Raw genomic sequence first — 20520 nt, 5'->3', positions numbered from 1 at the left:
GTCCGTCAGAGTCATCAGATGACAGGTCAGATCTCAGCAAAGCCGTCGAGTGCTCACAGCTGCGCACTCCGGAAGCCGCCAACGAGTGCACTGAGTGTTCGCTCCCATGCACGCTGTGTCGACGCCCACCAATGCAGGCGGCGGTCCACCGCCGAAGTAGGCCATGCCGAACGTCACCACACCGCGCTCAACGAGAGTCCGCAGTACCGCGTCCTCGTCGTACCCGGTGACATCCGTCACCAACCGCAGACCGGCCATTTCGCTGTCGCCGCCGGTCTTGGTGGCATCGCGCTTGGGATCGGGCCGCCGCTCGCGTTCCGCTGTGGGTTGCTGACGACCGTCCTGCGGTATATCAAGATCTGCCTGATCGCCGGGTGTGAGATTCATCTGCTGTGGATAAGCCAGATCCATTGCAGATAAGGCCTTTTCGGTTCGAATACTGTCCTTGGGCGTGGCTAGAGTTGTCGGCATGGAGCGCCTGGACGAGCGACCGATCTGGTCGATGAGCAGCAGCGAAATGCTGACCGCTCTCGATGCGGCGCAGGCCGAGATCAACCGCCTCCAGGTCCGCAGTCTCCACCTCGCCGCGGCTCTCGATGCGAACGGATACGCCAAGGAGCTTGGGGCAAACGACACAGTGCGGCTGCTGTCGGTTCGCTACCGCTTGGACTCTGCCGACGTACGACGAGATCTTCGGCTGGCGAATGCCCTGCACAAGTACCCGGTTGTCGAGGCTGCACTTGGCACTGGACAGTCCGCGGCCGGTTCGCAGGCCTTGTTGAGCCCGGGACAGGCAGCAGCGATCGTCTCCGCACTGGAGAAGGTGCCCGCTTCGGCGAAGGTTCCGGTCGAGGATCTGCAGGTCGCAGAAAAAGCGATGGTGCAGGCAGCCGATGCGTTGCCTCCAAGCGATCTGCGCAAGCTCGGGACCGAGATCCGCAATCGGCTCGATACGGACGGGTCCGAGCCTTCCGACGACGACGTGTCGTCGCCGGAGGCCTTGTGGCTGAAGAAGGCCGATCGGGGCGTCACCTTCGGCGGCTACCTCGCCGACGAGAACGCCGAACTCCTCCAGACCTTGATCTTCGCCGGCGCGAAACCGCACGAGTCCGCGGACGGCCGGCGTGACCCGCGTGCCCGAACCAAGCGCCAGGCCGACGCGCTCACCGCTGTCCTGGCGGCGGCAGCAGGCACCGGATCCGCAGTGCCTGGCCACGGCGACATCAAGCCGCACGTCACCGTCACGATCGACCTCGAGGATCTCAAGAACGGCACAGGCGCCGGCAACCTGACCCACGGCGACTTCCTCCCCGCTTCCGCCGTACGACGCCTTGCCTGCGATGCCGGCGTCATCCCGCTGGTGCTCGGCTCGAACTCCGAGCCACTCGACATCGGCTCTGAGCACCGCTTCGTCACCCGCGCGATCCGCCAAGCCCTCAACGCCCGCGACAGGGGCTGCGTCATGTGCGGAGCACCTCCCGCGATGTGTGAGGCTCACCACGTCATCCACTGGGCCGACGGAGGCCAGACCTCACTGGACAATCTCGCACTGCTCTGCAAGCGCGACCACATCAACGTCCACCAGGGCCACCTCACCCTCCACATCACCAACGGCCGCCCCGTCGTCACGCGCCCTACTTGGTCCGACCCAGACCCACCACCCCTCCGCAACACCGCCTGACCCGCCGGACTGATCGCTTCCCAACCGATCCGCCCGCCGAGCACCTACGCAAACCAACCAGCCGCGCGAGCCAACCAGCCGCCCGAGTCACCCCGACCACCGGCAACCCACGCCCTGACCGCAACCGGGCGGGCGAATCGCAGGAATTCGCGACGCCTGATGGGATGAGCTGACACTCGATTTCCTTCGGGAATCAGTCAGATGTCAGCCGGTGTGTTCACTCCCGTTGGGCTGCGAAGAGGCGGGCAAAGCGGCCGGTTGGGTGGGACATCAGGGCTGCGTATGTGCCTTGCTGGACGACAGCGCCGTCGTCGATGACGTAGATGCGGTCCATTTCGCGGAGCGTCCAGGCTCGGTGGGAGACGACGATGGTGACGCGGTCGGCGCTGGTACGGCGCAGGTCGGCGAAGATCTCGCGTTCGGCCTCGGCGTCGATTGCTGAGGTGGGTTCGTCGAGGATCCAGACGCCGGCGTTGCGGAGCCGGATCCGGGCCAGCGCGAGTCGTTGCCACTGGCCACCGGAGATGCCGGTGCCGCCCCACTGCTGACCCAGTTGGGTGTCGAGCGACAGATCCGCGGCGAACGTGTCCGCGAGCGCGGTACGAACGTCCTCGTCCGCAGCAACCCCTGGCGAGCCGAGACCAACGGCATCGCGCAGCGTGAACTCGAAGCGGCCGAACTCCTGGACCAGCAGACCGAAGTACCCGAGCCGCTCGGCCTCGGTCAGGTGCGCGGCGTCCTTGCCGTCGATCAGCACCCGCCCGGAGTCCGGGCTCAGGCTCCCGACGAGCAGGTTGATCGCGGTCGATTTCCCCGCGCCGTTGACGCCGACCAACGCGACGAGCTCGCCCCGGCGGGCCTCGATGCACACGTCGCGCAGTACGGGTTGATCGCCGTACCCGAAGTCCACCTCATCGAGCGCAACCGACTCGACGTGCGGTACGACGGTTTGCGGCGCGGCAGCCGGCACGCTCCGGACGAATCGCCTGTAAATCAAGGCTTGCGGGGCCGCGGTGACGATGCTTCCGAAGGCGTACCCGCATTGGCGGATCGCATTGAGACCGGTGATCGTGCCGGCGACTGCGGCGGCGGCCGCTCCACCGTTCGCACCACCGGCCACGAGGGCGATCAGGGCTCCCCCGAACAGCATGACGGTGACCAGAGCAGCGGCCAGCTCGAAGTTCATCGCCGTCCAGATCATCTGGTCGAGGACATGGGTCGCCTGCGTCCGGCTGCCGGCGATCAGGTCGGCAACCTTCCACCCGGATCCGAGAACAGCCAGCTCGGTGCCTGAACGCTGCTGGATCAGCTGTTCGGTCGCGTACGCCGCCGCGCGATCGCACTCGGCGACGCGCGGCCACCCCTTCGCCTCCATCCGGGAGATCAGCGTGAACGCGAGCACCGTCGGCACCAGCGCGGCGAGCACGAGGATCCCGGACAGCAGGTTGATCGACGCGATCGCGATGCACAACAGGACCGACGTGACCGCCGCGCTCAGGACCTGCACCGGCTTACCGGCGACGTCGCTCATCGGATGCGTCGCCGCCTGCCCGGCCTCCAGGTCCCTGACCACCTCAGGATCGGCGAGTCGGCTCGGACTCAACCGCGCCGCAGCGCGGGCAAGCTCGACGCGATAGTCGAGCCGCAGCCGCAACATCATCCGCTGACCGGCGATGTTCGACACCTGCGTGAGCGGATACATCGCGCCGACGACGAAGGTCAGTCCCAGCAACGGTCCCCAGGTGCCGCCGCCATCGACCAGCGAGCGGATCAGCACGACTTGTGCACCCGGCAGAACCGCCAGAACCAGTTGCAACATCGAGTACGTCGTCAACCACCCCGGGGCAACCCGGACGGCATCGAGCAACGAATCGCGGGCAGTACGAAGCGCATCCAGCACAAGGATCCTCTTTCACGCAGAGCAGGCCGGAGCCGCGCTGGTGATCCAGCGCCGCTCGCACCGGCCGTCAAATGCGTGTCATCCCTGAATCGGGCCCCGCCCGTTCAGATGGGATCCAGTGGCAGATCACGTGGTGACGTTTACGGCCCCAACCTACCGGGGCGGGAGGAGCTGTGTCACGAGGGCGTCGGCTGTCCACTGTTCCCAGCGGGACGGTGACCAGCCTCGGCGGGTGGTGAAGAACTGGTACATCTCCGGGCTCTGCAGAGCGAGCGCAATGTCGATCGCCATCGCGGTGTCGAGCCCGTCGCGCAAGGGCGTCTTGCCGGCGAGGGCAGTGATGAACCGCTCCATCGCGACGGCGCGCTGGGCGTTGTTCGTCATCCACAACTCGTGGATCTCAGGGTCTCCCGGCGCAGCGTGCGCCACGACCTGGAGAACCGGCGCAACCCGCTCGTAGATCTCCCGGGCGATCCCCGCCAGCTCCTGCAACTGCGCCACCGGATCAGGATTGTCGATGGCCGCCAGCACGCGCGGGCGCTCCAGCGTCGGCACCGGCTCGTCATCACCGGCGACCGCGACGTCGAGCAACTCGCCGAGCAGCGCACGCTTGGTGCCGAACGTGAAGTAGAGGGTCTGCACTGCCATCCCGGCCTCGTCGGCGATCGCCTGCATCGACGTCGCGGAGTACCCCCGGCCGGCGAACAGGGTCTGCGCGGCCGTCCGCATCCGCTGCCGGTTGGCCTGCGCTTTCTCCGCTCTCACGCTCATGACTGTCAGACTACCAGTTGACTAGAGCGAGACTCTAGTGATTCGCTAGAGGCACACTCTAGTGAAAGCCGGGTCCCTGATGACCGAGACTCTTCCGGCGCCGACCGGCCTGCGCCGGCAACTGCGCACCACCGCGCGACTGACCGCGTTCATCGGCGGGCCGGTGTTCTGGCTCGGGACGCTGCTGCACCCGGCCCGGGACGGCTGGAGCATCGCGAACGTGGGCGAGCGCTACGGGCTCACGCACGACATCCAGGCGGCCGGCTTGGCGCTGCAGATCGTCTGTCTGGCCAGCATGATTGCGCTAGGCAACCAAATCACCCGGCGCCGCCACCTCGGAGCCTGGTACGCCGCATTGGTCGGCACCCTGCTCTGGTTCGCGCTGATCATCTTCGACGGCTCGCACAACCCGGTGCGGGCCGAGTACGCGCCGAGCATGGTGCACGAACCCGCGGACCTCGACACCCCTGCCGCACTGATCGTGTTCCCGGCGTTGCTGATCTTCCCGCTGAGTTATCTCTGGCTCGGGTGGACGCTGCGGCAACGGCTGACCGGCGTACTGCTCGGCGTCGGCGCGCTCGCCTACACGATCGGCGGCCTGTTCATCTTCACCTCGGGTCCGAAGTTCGGCCTGATCCAGATCTTCGAAGTCGCCGGCGCGACCCTGTACGCCGTCGGGTACGTCCTGCTCGGGCGGCGCGCGTGAACCTCATCGAATCGCTTCTGTCGCCCGAAGGTCGCGCCGACCCGTTCCCGCTGTACGCCGAGGCGCATCGTCTCGGCCCGGTGCTGCCGATCACCGACACCGCCTTCCTGGTCGTCGGCTACGCGGCTGTCAACGAAGTACTGCGGAACCCGGGCTTCCGGATCCCGGCCGATCCCTCCAGCCAACCGTCTCTGGAGCTGATGCAGCGATCGATCCTTCGCGCCAACCCGCCGGACCACGGGCGGATGCGGTCGCTGATCTCGCAGGTCTTCACGCCCCGCCGCGTCGCCGCGCTGCAGCCCGCCATCGAAGCCGCAGTCGACAACCTGCTCGACGATCTTCCGGCGGAGGTCGACTTCATGGACCGGTTCGCCTTCCAGCTACCGGTGACGGTCATCTGCGAGCTTCTCGGCGTACCGGCATCCGAGCGGGATCGCTTCCGCCCGCTCGCATCCGACCTGACGGCGGCGCTCGAACTCACCGATACCCCGGACGCCTCCGCGGACGCGGCTGCGCGTGAGCTCGGCGAGTACTTCGCCCACCTCATCCGCAACCCTGCCGCTGACGGCCTGGTCAGAGCACTCGTCGCTGCACGCGATGCCGGCGACGGGCGACTGTCCGACGAGGAACTCCTCGGCAACCTCATCCTGCTCCTGGTCGCCGGCTTCGAGACCACCACGGACCTGCTCGGCAACGGCCTGGCGATCCTGCTCGACCGGCCACAACTCACGTCGACCGTGAGCAGCGACCCCGCGGCCTTTGTCGAGGAGGTCCTGCGGTACGACTCCCCCGTGCAGTTGACAACCCGGGTTGCGCACACGGACGGGCTCTCGGCAGGCGGCGTCCCGATGCCCGCCGGCAGTGACCTGATCCTGCTGCTCGGAGCGGCGAACCGTGATCCGGCGCGTTTCCCGCAGCCCGACGAGTTCGATCCGGAGCGGACCGACAACAAGCCGCTCAGCTTCGGCGCCGGTGCGCACATCTGCCTGGGCAACAGCCTGGCCCGGCTGGAAGGCACGGTCGCGTTCGCTCGCCTGGTCGAGCGCTTCCCCTCGATGTCACCCGCCGGACGAGCCGCCCGCCGCGACCGGCTCGTCCTCCGCGGCTACCAGACGCTGCCGGTCCGGCTCAGTGCGGCGGGATGTTCTGATTGAGATGGAACAGGTTCCCCGGGTCGTACTTCTGCTTGAGCGCCTGCAGCCGGTCGTACGTCGTCGCGCCGTACGCGGACCGGATCCGATCGCTGCCCTCGTCGGTGAGGAAGTTGACATAAACGCCGGCCTGGTGGGGTTCCAGCGCCCGTGAGGACTCCCGGACCCAGTCCCGCTGCGCCTCGAACCCGTCCGGACCGAGGGTGGCACCAACGAAGTTGAACGCGTGCCCGTGCGAGCGGCCGCCGTACGCCGTGCTGTCCGGGCTCACGCGTGCGATCGCGCCGCCGAGATGGAAGATCGGGAACAGCGAGTACGGCGAATCGATCGCCAGCCCACGTTCGACCGCGATGTCGACGACCTCGTCGGTCAACTCGTCGACGTCGCAGGCGCGGGTGTAGTACCAGCGGCCGTGCGGGAACGTCGGGTCGAGCATCGACTGCAGGCTCAGGAACGGCCGCGCGGTGCACAGATCGACCATCGGCGGCGCGAACGCCTTCAACGGCGCGACCACGCGTTCACCGTCCTCGACGGCACCCGAGTAGCTCACCACCACGACCACCGCCGGCCGGGCGTGCAGCTCGGACGGGATCGTCGGCAGCGAAGGCAAACACCGGTGAACGACCGCAGTGGTCAACTCGTCCGGTACGTCCTTGATCCAGTCGCGGTAGAAGCGCATCACCTCAGGCGATTGCTCCATCGGCCAGGCGATGAGACCGGCGTACACGGTCGGGCCGACCGGATGCAGCTGGAACTCGAAGTCGGTGACGATGCCGAAGTTCCCGCCACCGCCGCGAATGCCCCAGAACAGCTCCGCGTTGCGCTCCGCATCAGCGGTCAGCAGCTCGCCCTCGGCGGTGACCACGTCGACCGACAGCAGGTTGTCGATCGTCAGGCCGTACTTGCGCATCAGCCAGCCGATCCCGCCACCGAGCGTCAGCCCGGCCAGCCCGGTGTGCGTGACGATCCCGGCCGAGGTCGCCAGCCCGAACTCCTGCGTCTCCCGGTCGAGCTCCCCGAGCAGTACGCCGGCCTGCGCGCGGGCGGTTCGCCGTACCGGGTCGACGCGAATCCCCTTGAGCAGCCCGAGATCCAGCACGATCCCGCCGTCACACGTCGAATGCCCCGGGAAACTGTGCCCACCGCCCCTCACAGCAACCGGTCCGCCGGTGCGACGGGCGTACGCGAGCGCCGCGCGGATGTCGGCGACACCGGTACAGCGTGCGATCACGCCGGGGCGACGATCGATCGACCCGTTCCAGACCTTGCGATGCTCGTCGTACGACGGATCGCCCGGCTGAATCAGCTCGCCACGAAAGTCCTCGACCGTGCCCATGACCTGCCCCCAAGCCTCCCCCAGGCCATCTGCCAGTCTGCCACCAGGGCGCTACAGGGTGAAGGCGGTGGTGTCCTCGTCGAAGGGGCCCATCACGGTGAGGGCGGGCGTGCCGGCGTAGAGGTCGGCCGCCAGCTGGGTGACCTCGTCGAGGGTGACGGAGTCGATGCGGTGCAGAATGTCGTCGACCGTGGGCAGCTCGCCGTAGACGAGCTCGGCCTTGGCGATGCGGGTCATCTTGGCGCCGGTGTCTTCCAGCCCCATCACGACCGAGCCGCGCATCTGGCCCTTGCCGCGGAGCAGTTCGTCCGGCGTGATGTTGCCATTGGCAATCGACTCGAGCTCGCCGCGGATCACGTCCAGGACCTCGGGGGCCTTCTTCGGCAGGCAGCCGGCGTACACGCCGACCATGCCGGAGTCGGCGTACGCCGAACCGAACGTGAACACCGAGTACGCCAGGCCGCGCTTCTCCCGCACTTCCTGGAACAGCCGCGACGACATCCCGCCGCCGACGATCCCGTGCAGTACGCCGGCGATGTACCGGCGCTCGTCGCTCCGGACCAGGCCGGGCATCCCGAGCACCAGATGCGCCTGCTCGACGTCGCGGTGATGGACCTGCACACCGCTGTACGTCGGGATCCGCTTGCCGGCATCGCGCCGTACCGCGACCGGCTCGGCCTCGGCGGTGACCCAATGACGCTCGAACGCCTTGCGGACCAGGCGAACGACCTCGGCGTGGTCGACGTTGCCGGCCACCGAGACCACGATGTTGGACGGCTTGTAGCGGCGCCGGTACCAGCCCACGACCTGCTGGCGGGACAGCCCGGCGACCGATTCCGGCGTACCGGTGATCGAGCGGCCGAGCGGGGACTTGCCCCAGAGCTGCTCGGCGAACAGGTCGTGGATGTGGTCCGACGTCTCGTCGGCGTGCATCGCGATCTCTTCGTCGATGACGTCGCGCTCACTCTCGACGTCCGCGCCGGTCAGCGTCGCGGAGGTGATCATGTCGCAGATGACGTCGACCGCGAGCGGCAGATCGGAGTCGAGCACCCGCGCGTAGTAGCAGGTGTACTCCTTGCCGGTGAACGCGTTCATCTCGCCGCCGACCGCGTCGATCGCGGCGGAGATCTCCAGCGCGTCGCGGCGCTCGGTGCCCTTGAACAGCAGGTGCTCGAGGAAGTGTGTGGCGCCGGCCAGCTGCTCCGGTTCGTCCCGGGAGCCGACGCCGACCCAGAGCCCGAACGTGACGGACCGGAAGCCTGGGACGGATTGGGAGAGCACACGAAGCCCGGAGGGCAGGACGGTCCGTTTCACCGGACCGCCCGCCTCCGGGCTCAGCAGTGTGCTGGTGATCGCTCGGGTCACTCGGCGGAAGACTCAGCCTTCTCGTCGTCCTTCTTGCCCTCTTCACCCTCGATGACCGGGATCAGCGAGAGCTTGCCGCGGTCGTCGATCTCGGCGATCTCGACCTGCAGCTTCTGGCCGACCGAGAGCACGTCCTCGACCGCCTCGACCCGCTTGCCACCGGCCAGCGGACGCAGCTTGCTGATGTGCAGCAGGCCGTCCTTGCCCGGCAGCAGGCTGATGAACGCACCGAAGTTGGTCGTCTTCACGACCGTGCCCAGGTAGCGCTCACCCTTCTCCGGCATGGTCGGGTTCGCGATCGCGTTGATCGCGGCCCGGGCCGCCTCGGCCGACGGACCGTCGGTCGCGCCGATGTAGACGGTGCCGTCGTCCTCGATCGAGATGTCGGCGCCGGTGTCCTCGGTGATCTGGTTGATCATCTTGCCCTTCGGGCCGATGACCTCGCCGATCTTGTCGACCGGGACCTTCACCGAGATGACCCGCGGCGCGAACTCGCTCATCTCACCCGGCGCGTCGATGGCCTTGGCCATCACGTCCAGGATCGTCAGCCGCGCGTCCTTGGCCTGCGTCAGCGCACCGGCCAGCACGCTGGCCGGGATGCCGTCCAGCTTGGTGTCCAGCTGCAGGGCGGTGACGAAGTCCTTCGTACCGGCGACCTTGAAGTCCATGTCGCCGAACGCGTCCTCGGCGCCGAGGATGTCGGTCAGCGCGACGAACTCCTCCTTGCCGTCGACCTCACCGGAGATCAGACCCATCGCGATACCGGCGACGGGGGCCTTCAGCGGCACACCGGCGGACAGCAGCGACAGGGTGGAGGCGCAGACCGAGCCCATCGAGGTGGACCCGTTCGAGCCGAGCGCCTCGGAGACCTGACGCAGCGCGTACGGGAAGTCCTCGCGCGACGGCAGCACGGGCACCAGGGCCCGCTCGGCCAGCGCGCCGTGACCGATCTCGCGACGCTTCGGCGAACCGACCCGGCCGGTCTCACCGGTCGAGTACGGCGGGAAGTTGTAGTTGTGCATGTAGCGCTTGCGCGTCTCCGGGGAGAGCGTGTCCAGCTGCTGCTCCATCCGGAGCATGTTCAGCGTGGTGACACCCATGATCTGGGTCTCGCCGCGCTCGAACAGCGCCGAACCGTGCACCCGCGGGAGCACCCGCACCTGGGCCTTGAGCGGCCGGATGTCGGCCAGCCCGCGGCCGTCCATGCGGATCTTCTCCTTGAGCACGCGCTGCCGGACCAGCTTCTTGGTCAGCGAGCGGAAGGCTGCGGACAGCTCCTTCTCGCGGCCCTCGAAGTCGGCGGACAGCTTCTCCACCGTGGCGGCCTTGACCGCGTCGGTGGCGTCCTCACGCTCGTGCTTGCCGGCGATGGTCAGCGCCTGGGCGAGCTCCTCGCTCGCCGAAGCCTCGACCGCGGCGAACGCGTCGTCCTGGTAGTCCGGGAAGACCGGGAACTCACCGGTCGGCTTCGCGGCCTTGGCCGCCAGCTCGGACTGCGCGTCGACCAGGGTCTTGATGAACGCCTTCGAGGCCTCGAGGCCCTCGGCGACGATCTCCTCGGTCGGCGCCTGCGCGCCGCCGGCGACCTTGTCGAAGGTGCCCGGGGTCGACTCGGCCTCGACCATCATGATCGCGACGTCACCCGACTCGGTGACACGACCGGCGACCACCATGTCGAAGACGGCGTCCTCGAGCTCGGTGTGAGTCGGGAACGCGACCCACTGCGTGCCGATCAGCGCGACGCGGGTGGCCCCGATCGGGCCTGAGAACGGCAGCCCGGCGATCTGGGTGGACATCGATGCGGCGTTGATCGCGAGAACGTCGTACAGCTTATCCGGGTTGAGCGCCAGGACCGTGATGACGACCTGGATCTCGTTACGCAGGCCGGACACGAACGACGGCCGCAGCGGGCGGTCGATCAGCCGGCAGGTCAGGATGGCCTCCTCGGACGGACGACCCTCCCGGCGGAAGAACGAGCCCGGGATGCGACCGGCGGCGTACATCCGCTCCTCGACGTCCACCGTCAACGGGAAGAAGTCGAACTGGTCCTTGGGCTTCTTGCTGGCCGTGGTGGCCGAAAGCACCATCGTGTCGCCGTCGAGGTAGGCAGCCGCGGAGCCCGCGGCCTGCTGGGCCAGACGGCCCGTCTCGAAGCGGATAGTGCGGGTGCCGAAGCTGCCGTTGTCCAGCACAGCTTCAGCGAATTCGGCGCCCTCCATGGGCGCACTTGTGGATCCCGACACGGGATACCCCTCTCTCACAGTGTGACGACTGCGAGGCGCGAGCTTCCGGGGTGCCGGTCTTCGATCGAGGCCCGCGGAAACCGTGATGAATTTCCGAAAGCCACTACCGAGGACCGGTCGTCCTCCCGCCACGCGCTTCGCGTCGCCTCGTACGTCTTACCTGTTTCGGTTCTTCAGTTGTACATCCCGCGCCTGGGCGCGGATACGCCAGGAGCGGCCACCCAGGTTTCGGGGGCCGCTCCTCGCGACGTCATCGGCGAAGGCCGAGCCGCTCGATCAGGGACCGGTAGCGGTTGATGTCCTTCTTCGCCAGGTAGTTCAGCAGCCGGCGGCGCTGGCCGACGAGCAGCAGCAGGCCACGACGGCTGTGGTGGTCGTGCTTGTGCTCTTTCAGGTGCTCGGTGAGGTGCGCGATGCGGTGCGTCAGCAGCGCAACCTGGACCTCGGGGGACCCGGTGTCACCCTCGGTCAGGGCGTACTCCGCCATGATCGTCTTCTTCGTTGCGGCATCAACAGATGACACAGGTTTCCTCTCGATTTCCGTTGCGCGGCGCACCGGGGCTTTCTTCACCCGAGCACTATCTGTCCGCGGCCGTTCAGACGGCAGCAGCCAGCGTATCAGTCCGTGGACGCGTCACCCTAATTGCGGGTGAGCAGGCCACGGGCGCCGTCGACATCGGCCTTCATCTGCACGAGCAGCTCGTCGATGCTGTCGAAACGGATCTGCGTACCGCGCAGCCTGGCCACGAAGTCGATCGCGACGGTCGCGCCGTACAGCTCGAGGTCGTCGCGGTCCAGGACGTACGACTCGACCCGGCGGTCCACACCGTCGAAGGTCGGATTGCTGCCGACGCTGATCGCCGCGGGCAGCGGATCCGGGTACGCCGGAGCGCCCGGCGCCGGCGTCAGGACGGTCAGCCAGCCGGCGTACACACCGTCCTGCGGCACCGCGGCGCCCGGATCGGCGGGGATGTTGGCGGTCGGGTAGCCGAGCTCACGGCCGCGCTTGTCGCCCTCCACGACGACTCCGGTGACCCGGAACGGCCGGCCGAGCGCCTCCGCGGCGGCCTCGACGGCACCGTCGGCGAGCTGCTGGCGTACGTACGTCGACGACCAGGGCTGCTGGTCCCCCGCCAGGCTCAGTCCTTCGACCTGGAAGCCGTACTGCGCACCCGCCTGGACAAGCGTGTCGACGTGCCCGGCCGCCTTGTGGCCGAAGCGGAAGTTCTCGCCGACGACAACCGCCTTCGCGTGCAGTGCGTTGACCAGGACCCGCTCGATGAACTCCTCCGGCGGCCAGCCCGACACCTCCTTGGTGAACGGGAGGATCAGCACCGCGTCCGCGCCGTGCTGCCCGAGCAGCCCGGCCCGCTGTTCGGGCTCGCTGAGCATCAGCGGCGCATGGTCAGGCCGCAGTACCCGCATCGGGTGCGGGTCGAAGGTGAGCGCGACCACCGGCAGGCCGCCCAGCTCGGTCGCCCGCGCCTTGGCATGCGCGAGCACCTCCTGGTGGCCGCGGTGCACGCCGTCGAAGTTGCCGATGGTGACCACCGTCGGCCCGAGATCCGGGCTCACCTGGTCCAATCCGTGCCAGACACGCATAGCAGCAGGATTCCATGCCGTCGGTGCGTTCTGTGCAGCAGGTCTCCGATCACCCCTTGTAATCGTGCCGTGACTCAACTTAGGGTGGGCCGCGCACTGGTGAGCCCTGGGGAGGTCTCGTGAAGCTACGTCGTCTGCTGGCTGCCTGCACGGCGCTGGTTCTGCTCGGCAGTATTCCGGTTGCCGGCGCTTCGGCGGCACCGCGCTTCACCAACTACGTCGCGCTCGGCGACTCGTACACCTCGGCGCCGTTCGTCCCGCTGCCGGACCTGCTGTCGCTCGGGTGTGCCCGGTCGTACAGCAACTACCCGAAGCTGCTCGCGGCCGCGCTGCACGTGCGTCACCTCACCGACGTCAGTTGCGGCGGCGCCGACACGACCAACATGACCCAGCCCCAGAGCACCGTGCTCGGCACGGCGGCCCCGCAGTTCGACGCCCTCACGCCGGACACGGACCTCGTGACGGTCGGGATCGGGGGCAACGACTTCGGCGTGTTCGGCAGCATCATCGACACCTGCCCCGGGCTGCGGGCCTCGGACCCGACCGGAGCGCCGTGCAAGGCGCACTTCACGGTCGACGGGGTCGACACGCTGAAGGCGAAGATCGCCCAGACCCAGACCCGGATCGCGATCGTTGTCCAAGGCATCAAGGCCCGCTCGCCGAAGGCGAAGATCCTGCTGGTCGGCTACCCGAAGATCGCGCCGGAGCACGGCACCTGCCCGTCGGTGCTGCCGTTCGCGGACGGCGACTACGCCTACCTGTACTCGATCGAGCAGGCGCTCAACGCGGCCGTGTCCAACGCGGCCGCGGCGGGCGGAGCGACGTACGTCGACACCTTCGGGCCGTCCACCGGGCACGACGCCTGCGCACCGGACGGGCAGGCGTGGATCCAGGGCAAGGACATCAACCTGCTCCGGGCCATCAGCTACCACCCGCGCTACGAGGGCGAAGCCGGGATGGCGTCGCTCACCTACAAGACCTTGACCGGTGCGCCGGCGACGGTGACCGCGACCGAGCAGTCCGCGTGGGCTGCGAAGGCGCGCACGCTGGCGAAGCAAGCTGCTGCATCACCCCAGGCCCTCGAGGCCTCCCTGAACCGCGTACGGACCAGCGCGCAACGCTGACCCTTTCCAATCCGTATTGCGGACTCCGGGCCGGGCCACCTCACGCGTGGCTCGGCCCGGTGGTTTCTTGCAGCAGTTCCGTCAAGGCCTGACCCAACGGCAGATTCACCCGCTCGGTGGCGTACGGGTCGCCGCGGGTCAGCCCCTGGTTGATGATCAGGACCGGGATGCCGGACTTTGCCGCGTGCCGGACGAAGCGGAAGCCGGACATGACCGTGAGGGACGAGCCGAGGACGAGAACGGAGTCCGCGGTGTCGATCAGGTCGTAGCAGCGTTCGACGCGCGACTTCGGGACGTTCTCGCCGAAGAAGACCACATCGGGTTTGAGGATGCCGCCGCAGTTCGTGCAGTCGACCAGCCGGAACGTGCCGACGGCTTCGGCCGGCAGCTCCGCGTCGCCGTCGGGGTTGATCCGGGTGACCTCGGCCTCGAAGTCCGGGTTCGCGTCCTTCAGCCGGCGGTCGAGCGCCTCGCGGGCGGACGTCGTACCGCAGCTGAGGCAGATGACGCGGTCGAGGTTGCCGTGCAGCTCGATGACGTCGCGGGCACCGGCCGCCTGGTGGAGGCCGTCGACGTTCTGGGTGATGACGCTATTGAAGTAGCCGCGGGCCTGGAGCGCCGCGACCGCCCGGTGGCCGTCGTTCGGGGCGGCGCGGGCGATGGTGCGCCAGCCGAGATGGCTGCGCGCCCAGTACCGCTGCCGGCCGTCTTCGCTCGCCACGAAGTCGCCGTACGTCATCGGGGTGTGGGTCCGCAGGCTGCCGCTCTCGCCGCGGTAGTCCGGGATCCCGGACTCGGTGGAGATGCCGGCGCCGCTCAGTACGACGACTCCGCCGTCGGCGACGGTCTGCGCGACCGGGCCGATGTCCGTCGACCCTGGCTCCAACGCCAGCACCTCAGGCCCAGGGGCCCATGCCAAGGTCGGACGAGAACGCACAACTCCAGCGTACGTGCTCAGTCGACGCGGGGTGGGCCGGCTTCGAGGCGGCGCTCGGCGGCTTCGCGGACGACGGCGCGATCCATCGAGGACCAGTCCGCGTCGATCCACCAGGTGGCGCCGGCCTCCGCCCATGGACGGACCGTGTCGGCGGCAGCGGGATCGTCGGCCGACGTCATGCCCTCGGCAACCACGTCGTACCCGTCCATCGTCAGGCCGTGCGCGGCGCGTTGCGCGCGGATCCACGCGACGCCGTCGGCGAGGAGCTCAGGAGTCAACTCGCCCGGCTGCTCGCCGGGCGGGAGGACCGGCGCGTAGTTCGGCAGCCAGCCGTCCTGCAGCGCGGCGCGGCGCATCGACTTCGGGCGCGGCCAGGCGCCGACGACCCAGGTCTGGATCCGCGGCTGCTGCACGGGAGGCGGTGGAGCGGGCGGCATCAACTCGGCGATCTCCCTCGCTCGGTAGTGCTTGCCCGCGAACTCGAAGGGCTCGTCCCGCCAGAGGTGTTGCAGCATCTCCAGCGACTCGTCCATGAGCTCGGCGCGCACCTTCCGCCCCGGATCCTCCTCGAACAACCAGAACCGCTCCTCCCCCGTCACCCCCAACCCGACCGCGAGGATCACCCGCCCGCCACTCAGGTTGTCCACCGTCGACGTCTGCCCCGCGACATCCCACGGCTTCCGGCGCGGCAACGGGGTCAGCATCGTCCCGAGCCGGATCCGCTCGGTCGTCATCGCCGCCGCCCCGAGCATCACCCAGGCGTCGATCCCCCAGATCGACTCCCAGACGAAGAAGCCGTCCCACCCGTGCTCCTCGGCCAGCGGCGCCAGCTCAGCCGCATCCCGCGCATCGCCGTACGCCATCACGAACCCGTATCTCATGCGTCAGCACGCTACGCGGGACCGCCGACAGATTCGGCTCAGCTCAGCTGACGAAGACCGCGGTGGGCTTGGCGAGCGGGCCGTGCGGTTCGTACAGCGCCAGGAAGGTGCCGTCGGGATCGAACATGGCGGTCTGGCCCGCAGCCAGGTCCAGGCCGGGGAGCGGGCGGCCGGTGCGGATCGCGGCGGACTGGGCGAGGTCGGCGTCGTACCGGGGGAAGGTGCCGGCGGCGACATCCGCGATCGGGAGCCAGTCGAAGGACTCGGCCAGCGACTCCAGCGAATGCGCGGCGGACAGGTCGAACGAACCGACCCTGGTACGGCGTAGTGCAGTCAGGTGACCGCCGACGCCGAGCTCGGCGCCGAGGTCGCGGGCCAGGGCCCGGATGTAGGTGCCGCTGGAGCAGTCGACCGACACGTCGACGGAGATGCCGGAGTCGTCCGGGCGCACGTCGAGGATGTCGTAGCGCGAGATCGTGACCGCGCGGGCCTTCAGCTCGACCTCCTCGCCGGCGCGGACGCGTTCGTACGCGCGGCGCCCGTCGACCTTGATCGCCGACACCTTGGACGGCACCTGCGAGATCTCGCCGCGGAAGCCGGCCACCGCCGCCGAGATCGCCTCGGCGCTCACCCCGTCGACCGGGGACGTCGACAGGATCTCGCCCTCGGCGTCGTCCGTGGTGGTGGTCGCCCCGAGCCGGATCGTCGCGTCGTACGACTTGTCGGCCAGCTGCAGGTGGCCGAGCAGCCGGGTCGCGCGGTTGATGCCGGCGATGAGGACGCCGGTCGCCATTGGATCCAGGGTGCCGGCGTGGCCGACCTTCCTGGTGCCGGCGATCCGGCGGATCCGGGCGACGACGGTGTGCGAGGTCATCCCTCCCGGCTTGTCGACGACCACGATGCCGTCGGACGCCGGCGTGAACGTACCGGTCAACGCAGTACTCAGTCCTCGTCGTCCTCGTCGTCCTCGTCGCCGTCGTGACGCGGCTGCTTGTACGGATCGGCGTCGCCGGCCGGCTTCGCGCCCGCGGCGGCCTTGGCCACCTCGGCGTCGGCCATCCGCGCCTTCTCCAGCAGCTCCTCGATCTGACCGGCGTTCTCCGGTACGGCGTCCAGGAAGAACGCCACGCTCGGGGTATGACGCAACCCGAGCGCCTTGCCGACCTCGCTGCGGATCAGACCGCGGGCAGACTCCAGCGCGGCGGCGGTCGACGCGCGGGCCTGCTCGTCGCCGTACACCGTGTAGAAGACGCTGGCCTCGCGCAGGTCGCCGGTCAGCCGGGCGTCCGTCACCGTGACGAAGCCCAGTCGGGGGTCCTTGACCCGGCGCTCGAGCAGCTCCGCGACGAGCACCTGGATCCGGTCGGCCAGCTGCTTCGCCCTTGCTTCACCCATCAGGGCTCACTCCCTCATTCATGAACAACGTCCGGGGAGAACACCGTCTCCCCGGACGTTACTCCGACGGCCCGAACCGGCTGGCCCGGGCCGTCACCGAACCTCAGCTGCGCGGCTTCTCGCGGAGCTCGAACGCCTCGACGACGTCACCGATCTTGATGTCGTTGAAGTTGTTGATGGTCAGACCGCACTCGAAGCCCTCGCGGACCTCGGACGCGTCGTCCTTGAACCTCTTCAGCGACGACAGCTCGGTGTTGTCGACGACCACAGCGCCGTCCCGGATCAACCGGACCTTCGCGTTGCGCCTCAGCAGGCCGCTGGTCACCCAGCAACCGGCGATGTTGCCCACCTTCGAGGAGCGGAAGATCTCGCGGATCTCCGCCTGGCCGAGAGTGACCTCCTCGTAGATCGGCTTGAGCATGCCCTTCAGGGCGGCCTCGATGTCGTCGATCGCCGAGTAGATGACCGAGTAGTACCGGACATCCACGCCCTCGCGCTCGGCCAGGTCACCGGCCTTGCCCGCCGGCCGCACGTTGAAGCCGATGATGACGGCGTTCGACGCGATGGCCAGGTTGACGTCGTTCTCGTTGATCGCACCGACACCGCGGTCGATGATCCGCAGGTTGACCTCGTCGCCGACCTCGATCCGGACCAGCGCGTCTTCCAGCGCCTCGACCGAACCGGACACGTCGCCCTTGAGGATCAGCAGCAGCTCCTGGGCCTCGCCCTTCTCCATCGAGGCCATGAAGTCCTCGAGGGTACGGCGGGCGCGACGCTTGGCGTTCGCGGCCGCCCGGGCCCGTGCTTCACGCCGCTCGGCGATCTGCCGGGCCTGCCGGTCGTCGTCCACCACCAGGAACTTGTCACCGGCACCTGGCACCGCGGTCAGACCGAGCACCAGGACCGGACGCGACGGGGACGCCTCCTCGACGGTGTTGCCGTGCTCGTCGAGCATGGCCCGGACCCGGCCGTACGCCGGGCCGACCACCATCGAGTCGCCGACCCGGAGCGTGCCGCGCTGCACCAGCACGGTCGCCACCGGACCACGGCCCTTGTCGAGATTGGCCTCGATCGCGATGCCCTGGGCCGGCATGTTCGGGTTGGCCCGCAGGTCGAGCGCCGCGTCCGCGGTCAGCACGACACCTTCGAGCAGCCCGTCGATGTTGATCCGGGACTTCGCCGAGACGTCGACGAACATCGTGTCGCCGCCGTACTCCTCGGGCACCAGGCCGTACTCGGTCAGCTGACCGCGCACCTTGGCCGGGTCCGCGCTCGGGACGTCGATCTTGTTCACCGCGACCACGATCGGGACGTTCGCCGCCCGGGCGTGGTTCAGCGCCTCGATCGTCTGCGGCATCACACCGTCGTCGGCCGCGACCACCAGGATCACGATGTCGGTCGCCTGCGCACCACGGGCACGCATGGCGGTGAACGCCTCGTGACCCGGGGTGTCGACGAAGGTGATCGCCCGCTCCTGGCCGTCGACCTCGGTGGTCACCTGGTACGCACCGATGTGCTGGGTGATCCCGCCGGCTTCCTTGGCCACGACGTTCGCCATCCGGATCGCGTCCAGCAGCTTGGTCTTACCGTGGTCGACGTGACCCATCACGGTCACCACCGGCGGCCGTGCGACCAGATCGCTCTCGTCGCCCTCGTCGGTGCCGAAGTCGATGTCGAACGACTGCAGCAGCTCGCGGTCCTCGTCCTCGGGCGAGACCAGCTGGACGTCGTAGTTCAGCTCGGTGCCGAGCAGTTCCAGCGTCTCCTCGTTGACCGACTGGGTCGCGGTCACCATCTCGCCGAGGTGGAACAGCACCTGCACGAGCGACGCCGGGTCGACGCCGACCTTCTCGGCGAAGTCCGTCAGCGAGGCGCCACGAGGCAGCTTCACGACCTCGCCGTCACCGTGCTTGACGCGGACGCCGCCGACTGCCGGAGCCTGCATGTTGTCGAATTCCTGGCGCTTGGCCCGCTTCGACTTGCGGCCACGGCGCGCCGGACCACCCGGACGCCCGAAGGCACCCTGTGTCCCGCCGCGACCGCGGTTGCCCGGACCTGGACGGCCACCGCCGCCACCGGGCGGGCCGCTGGGGCCGCCGCCACCTGGACGGAAGCCACCGCCGGCGCCACCGCCACCACCGCGCGGACCGGCACCCGGACCGCCGCCGGGACGACCGCCGCCGCCTCCGCCGCGGCCACCGCCACCTCCGCCGCCACCAGGACCGCTCGGGCGGCCGGTGAACGTGCCGGCCGACGACTTCGGCATCATCGCCGGGTTGGGGCGCGGAGCGCCGGGCACACCACTCGGGCGCGGCCGGTCGTTACCGCCACGGTCGCGGTCGTTGCCACCGCGGCCCTGCGGCGGGCGCGGCGCCATACCGGCCGGGCTCGGAGCCCCCTGCCGGTCGCCACCGCCGCCGCCCTGACCCGGACGGGCGCCACCGCGCTGCATGCCCTGGGTCGAGCTGAACGGGTTGTTGCCCGGACGCGGAGCACCCGGACGCGGGCCGCCGCCACCCTGGCCGCCCTGACGGGGCGCGCCGGGACGCGGTGCACCCGGTCGGGGCGCACCCGGACGCGGTGCGGAACCCTGGCCACCCGGACCGGCCGGACGCGGGCCGGAGCCCGAGCCACCCGGACGGGGAGAGCCCGGCGTGGCCGGACGCGGGCCAGGACGACCCGCGGTGTCGCCACCCGAACGACGCGGGGCAGGCGCCGGAGCCTCCGGAGCCGACTGGGTCGCCGCAGCGGCCGGAGCCTCGAACGACGGGGTCGCCGGGGACGCCGGAGCCTCGGCCTTGGCCGCCGGAGCGGACTCGACCGGAGCTGCCTCGACCGGGGCGGCCTCAGCCGGAGCGGCCTCAGCCGGAGCGGCCTGGCGCGGACCCGGCTTCGGGCCTGGACGCGGACCGGGCCGGACGCCCGGAGCCGGAGCTGCCTTCGCCGGCGCCGACTCGGCGGCCGGCGCGGACTCGACCACCGGAGCGGAATCGACCTTGGCCGCCGGAGCTTCGGCGACCGGGGCCGGCGTCGACTCGGCGACGGGCGCAGGGCGCTCCGCCGGAGCCTTCGGCGTGGCCGGCTGTGCCGGCTTCTGGGCCGGGCCTGCAGGTGCGACCGGTGCGGTCGCCTGCGGCGCGGCAGACGTGCTGGCAGCGGCCTTCTTGGCCGTGCGCTTCTTCGGCGGGTTCTTCTCGAACTCTTCCGCCAACCGTCGGACGACGGGTGCCTCGATCGTCGAGGACGCCGATCGGACGAACTCTCCCATGTCGTTCAGCCTGGTCAGAACGACCTTGCTGGTAACTCCGAGCTCTTTCGCGAGCTCGTAGACCCGGACCTTTGCCACTACTCTCCCTCTGGTCCGAGCCTGGGGCGCGGACCGTTAGTTGACGTACATGCTCATCGCATTGCACTCATCGTTCGACACT

Annotated in this window: 17 protein-coding genes; 4 read left to right on the top strand and 13 right to left on the bottom strand. The window is 69.2% G+C overall.

Annotation, left to right across the window (positions count from 1 at the left end; translation table 11 throughout):
- Positions 1 to 33 precede the first annotated feature (33 nt).
- Positions 34 to 387 carry a hypothetical protein gene (locus OHA18_RS31220; RefSeq protein WP_328998910.1) on the bottom strand — a complete coding sequence of 118 codons (354 nt, stop codon included), beginning with the start codon at positions 385 to 387 and terminating at the stop codon, positions 34 to 36.
- Positions 388 to 469: 82 nt separating this feature from the next.
- Here OHA18_RS31220 and OHA18_RS31215 point away from each other — a divergent pair, with 82 nt between their 5' ends.
- The gene (locus OHA18_RS31215) at positions 470 to 1681 is read left to right on the top strand and encodes an HNH endonuclease signature motif containing protein (RefSeq protein WP_328998909.1); all 1212 of its coding nucleotides are present in this window, start codon (positions 470 to 472) and stop codon (positions 1679 to 1681) included.
- A 217-nt stretch (positions 1682 to 1898) separates the two neighbouring features.
- On the opposite strand, the gene OHA18_RS31210 is transcribed toward OHA18_RS31215, so the two are convergent.
- Positions 1899 to 3581, bottom strand: a complete 1683-nt coding sequence (locus tag OHA18_RS31210) for an ABC transporter ATP-binding protein (protein ID WP_328998908.1) — start codon at positions 3579 to 3581, stop codon at positions 1899 to 1901.
- A 153-nt stretch (positions 3582 to 3734) separates the two neighbouring features.
- Positions 3735 to 4352 carry a TetR/AcrR family transcriptional regulator gene (locus OHA18_RS31205; protein WP_328998907.1) on the bottom strand — a complete coding sequence of 206 codons (618 nt, stop codon included), beginning with the start codon at positions 4350 to 4352 and terminating at the stop codon, positions 3735 to 3737.
- A 79-nt stretch (positions 4353 to 4431) separates the two neighbouring features.
- Between OHA18_RS31205 and OHA18_RS31200 the strand changes: the two genes are divergently transcribed.
- Together OHA18_RS31200 and OHA18_RS31195 are read left to right on the top strand one after the other, a co-directional pair.
- The gene (locus OHA18_RS31200) at positions 4432 to 5058 is read left to right on the top strand and encodes a hypothetical protein (protein ID WP_328998906.1); all 627 of its coding nucleotides are present in this window, start codon (positions 4432 to 4434) and stop codon (positions 5056 to 5058) included.
- Complete coding sequence (locus tag OHA18_RS31195) at positions 5055 to 6212, top strand: cytochrome P450 (RefSeq protein WP_328998905.1); 1158 nt, start codon at positions 5055 to 5057, stop codon at positions 6210 to 6212. The genes OHA18_RS31200 and OHA18_RS31195 overlap by 4 nt, the downstream gene beginning before the upstream one ends.
- Here OHA18_RS31195 and OHA18_RS31190 read toward each other — a convergent pair.
- From OHA18_RS31190 to OHA18_RS31170, 5 genes are all read right to left on the bottom strand, one after another.
- Positions 6187 to 7545, bottom strand: a complete 1359-nt coding sequence (locus OHA18_RS31190) for an FAD-binding oxidoreductase (RefSeq protein WP_328998904.1) — start codon at positions 7543 to 7545, stop codon at positions 6187 to 6189. The genes OHA18_RS31195 and OHA18_RS31190 overlap by 26 nt on opposite strands.
- A 51-nt stretch (positions 7546 to 7596) precedes the next feature.
- Positions 7597 to 8910, bottom strand: coding sequence for a M16 family metallopeptidase (locus tag OHA18_RS31185; protein WP_328998903.1), 1314 nt, complete (start codon positions 8908 to 8910; stop codon positions 7597 to 7599).
- Positions 8907 to 11129 carry a polyribonucleotide nucleotidyltransferase gene (locus OHA18_RS31180; RefSeq protein ID WP_328998902.1) on the bottom strand — a complete coding sequence of 741 codons (2223 nt, stop codon included), beginning with the start codon at positions 11127 to 11129 and terminating at the stop codon, positions 8907 to 8909. Before OHA18_RS31180 ends, OHA18_RS31185 begins: the two co-directional genes overlap by 4 nt.
- A 274-nt stretch (positions 11130 to 11403) precedes the next feature.
- On the bottom strand, positions 11404 to 11676 hold the full coding sequence (gene rpsO, locus OHA18_RS31175; protein WP_134117693.1) for a 30S ribosomal protein S15: 273 nt from the start codon (positions 11674 to 11676) through the stop codon (positions 11404 to 11406).
- Between the two features lie 116 nt (positions 11677 to 11792).
- The gene (locus OHA18_RS31170) at positions 11793 to 12755 is read right to left on the bottom strand and encodes a bifunctional riboflavin kinase/FAD synthetase (RefSeq protein WP_328998901.1); all 963 of its coding nucleotides are present in this window, start codon (positions 12753 to 12755) and stop codon (positions 11793 to 11795) included.
- A 119-nt stretch (positions 12756 to 12874) separates the two neighbouring features.
- On the opposite strand from OHA18_RS31170, the gene OHA18_RS31165 reads away from it, so the two are divergent.
- Positions 12875 to 13879: an SGNH/GDSL hydrolase family protein gene (locus OHA18_RS31165; protein ID WP_328998900.1), complete on the top strand. Its 1005-nt coding sequence runs from the start codon at positions 12875 to 12877 to the stop codon at positions 13877 to 13879.
- 40 nt (positions 13880 to 13919) lie between these two features.
- On the opposite strand, the gene OHA18_RS31160 is transcribed toward OHA18_RS31165, so the two are convergent.
- The 5 genes from OHA18_RS31160 to infB form a co-directional block, all read right to left on the bottom strand.
- Positions 13920 to 14816 (bottom strand): NAD-dependent protein deacetylase, encoded by an 897-nt coding sequence (locus OHA18_RS31160; RefSeq protein WP_328998899.1) that lies wholly within the window; start codon positions 14814 to 14816, stop codon positions 13920 to 13922.
- Between the two features lie 17 nt (positions 14817 to 14833).
- On the bottom strand, positions 14834 to 15697 hold the full coding sequence (locus OHA18_RS31155; RefSeq protein ID WP_328998898.1) for an LLM class flavin-dependent oxidoreductase: 864 nt from the start codon (positions 15695 to 15697) through the stop codon (positions 14834 to 14836).
- 43 nt (positions 15698 to 15740) lie between these two features.
- Positions 15741 to 16631 carry a tRNA pseudouridine(55) synthase TruB gene (truB, locus tag OHA18_RS31150; RefSeq protein ID WP_328998897.1) on the bottom strand — a complete coding sequence of 297 codons (891 nt, stop codon included), beginning with the start codon at positions 16629 to 16631 and terminating at the stop codon, positions 15741 to 15743.
- A gap of 8 nt (positions 16632 to 16639) precedes the next feature.
- Positions 16640 to 17092 carry a 30S ribosome-binding factor RbfA gene (rbfA, locus tag OHA18_RS31145; RefSeq protein WP_328998896.1) on the bottom strand — a complete coding sequence of 151 codons (453 nt, stop codon included), beginning with the start codon at positions 17090 to 17092 and terminating at the stop codon, positions 16640 to 16642.
- A 103-nt stretch (positions 17093 to 17195) separates the two neighbouring features.
- Entirely contained in the window at positions 17196 to 20438 is a 3243-nt protein-coding gene (infB, locus tag OHA18_RS31140) for a translation initiation factor IF-2 (protein WP_328998895.1), read from the bottom strand.
- Positions 20439 to 20520: the final 82 nt, after the last annotated feature.

Origin of the sequence: Kribbella sp. NBC_00709 (genome assembly GCF_036226565.1) — a bacterium.
GTDB lineage: Bacteria > Actinomycetota > Actinomycetes > Propionibacteriales > Kribbellaceae > Kribbella.
Note: the sequence above shows the minus strand (reverse complement) of the source record. Positions and strands in the feature narration are given on the sequence as shown.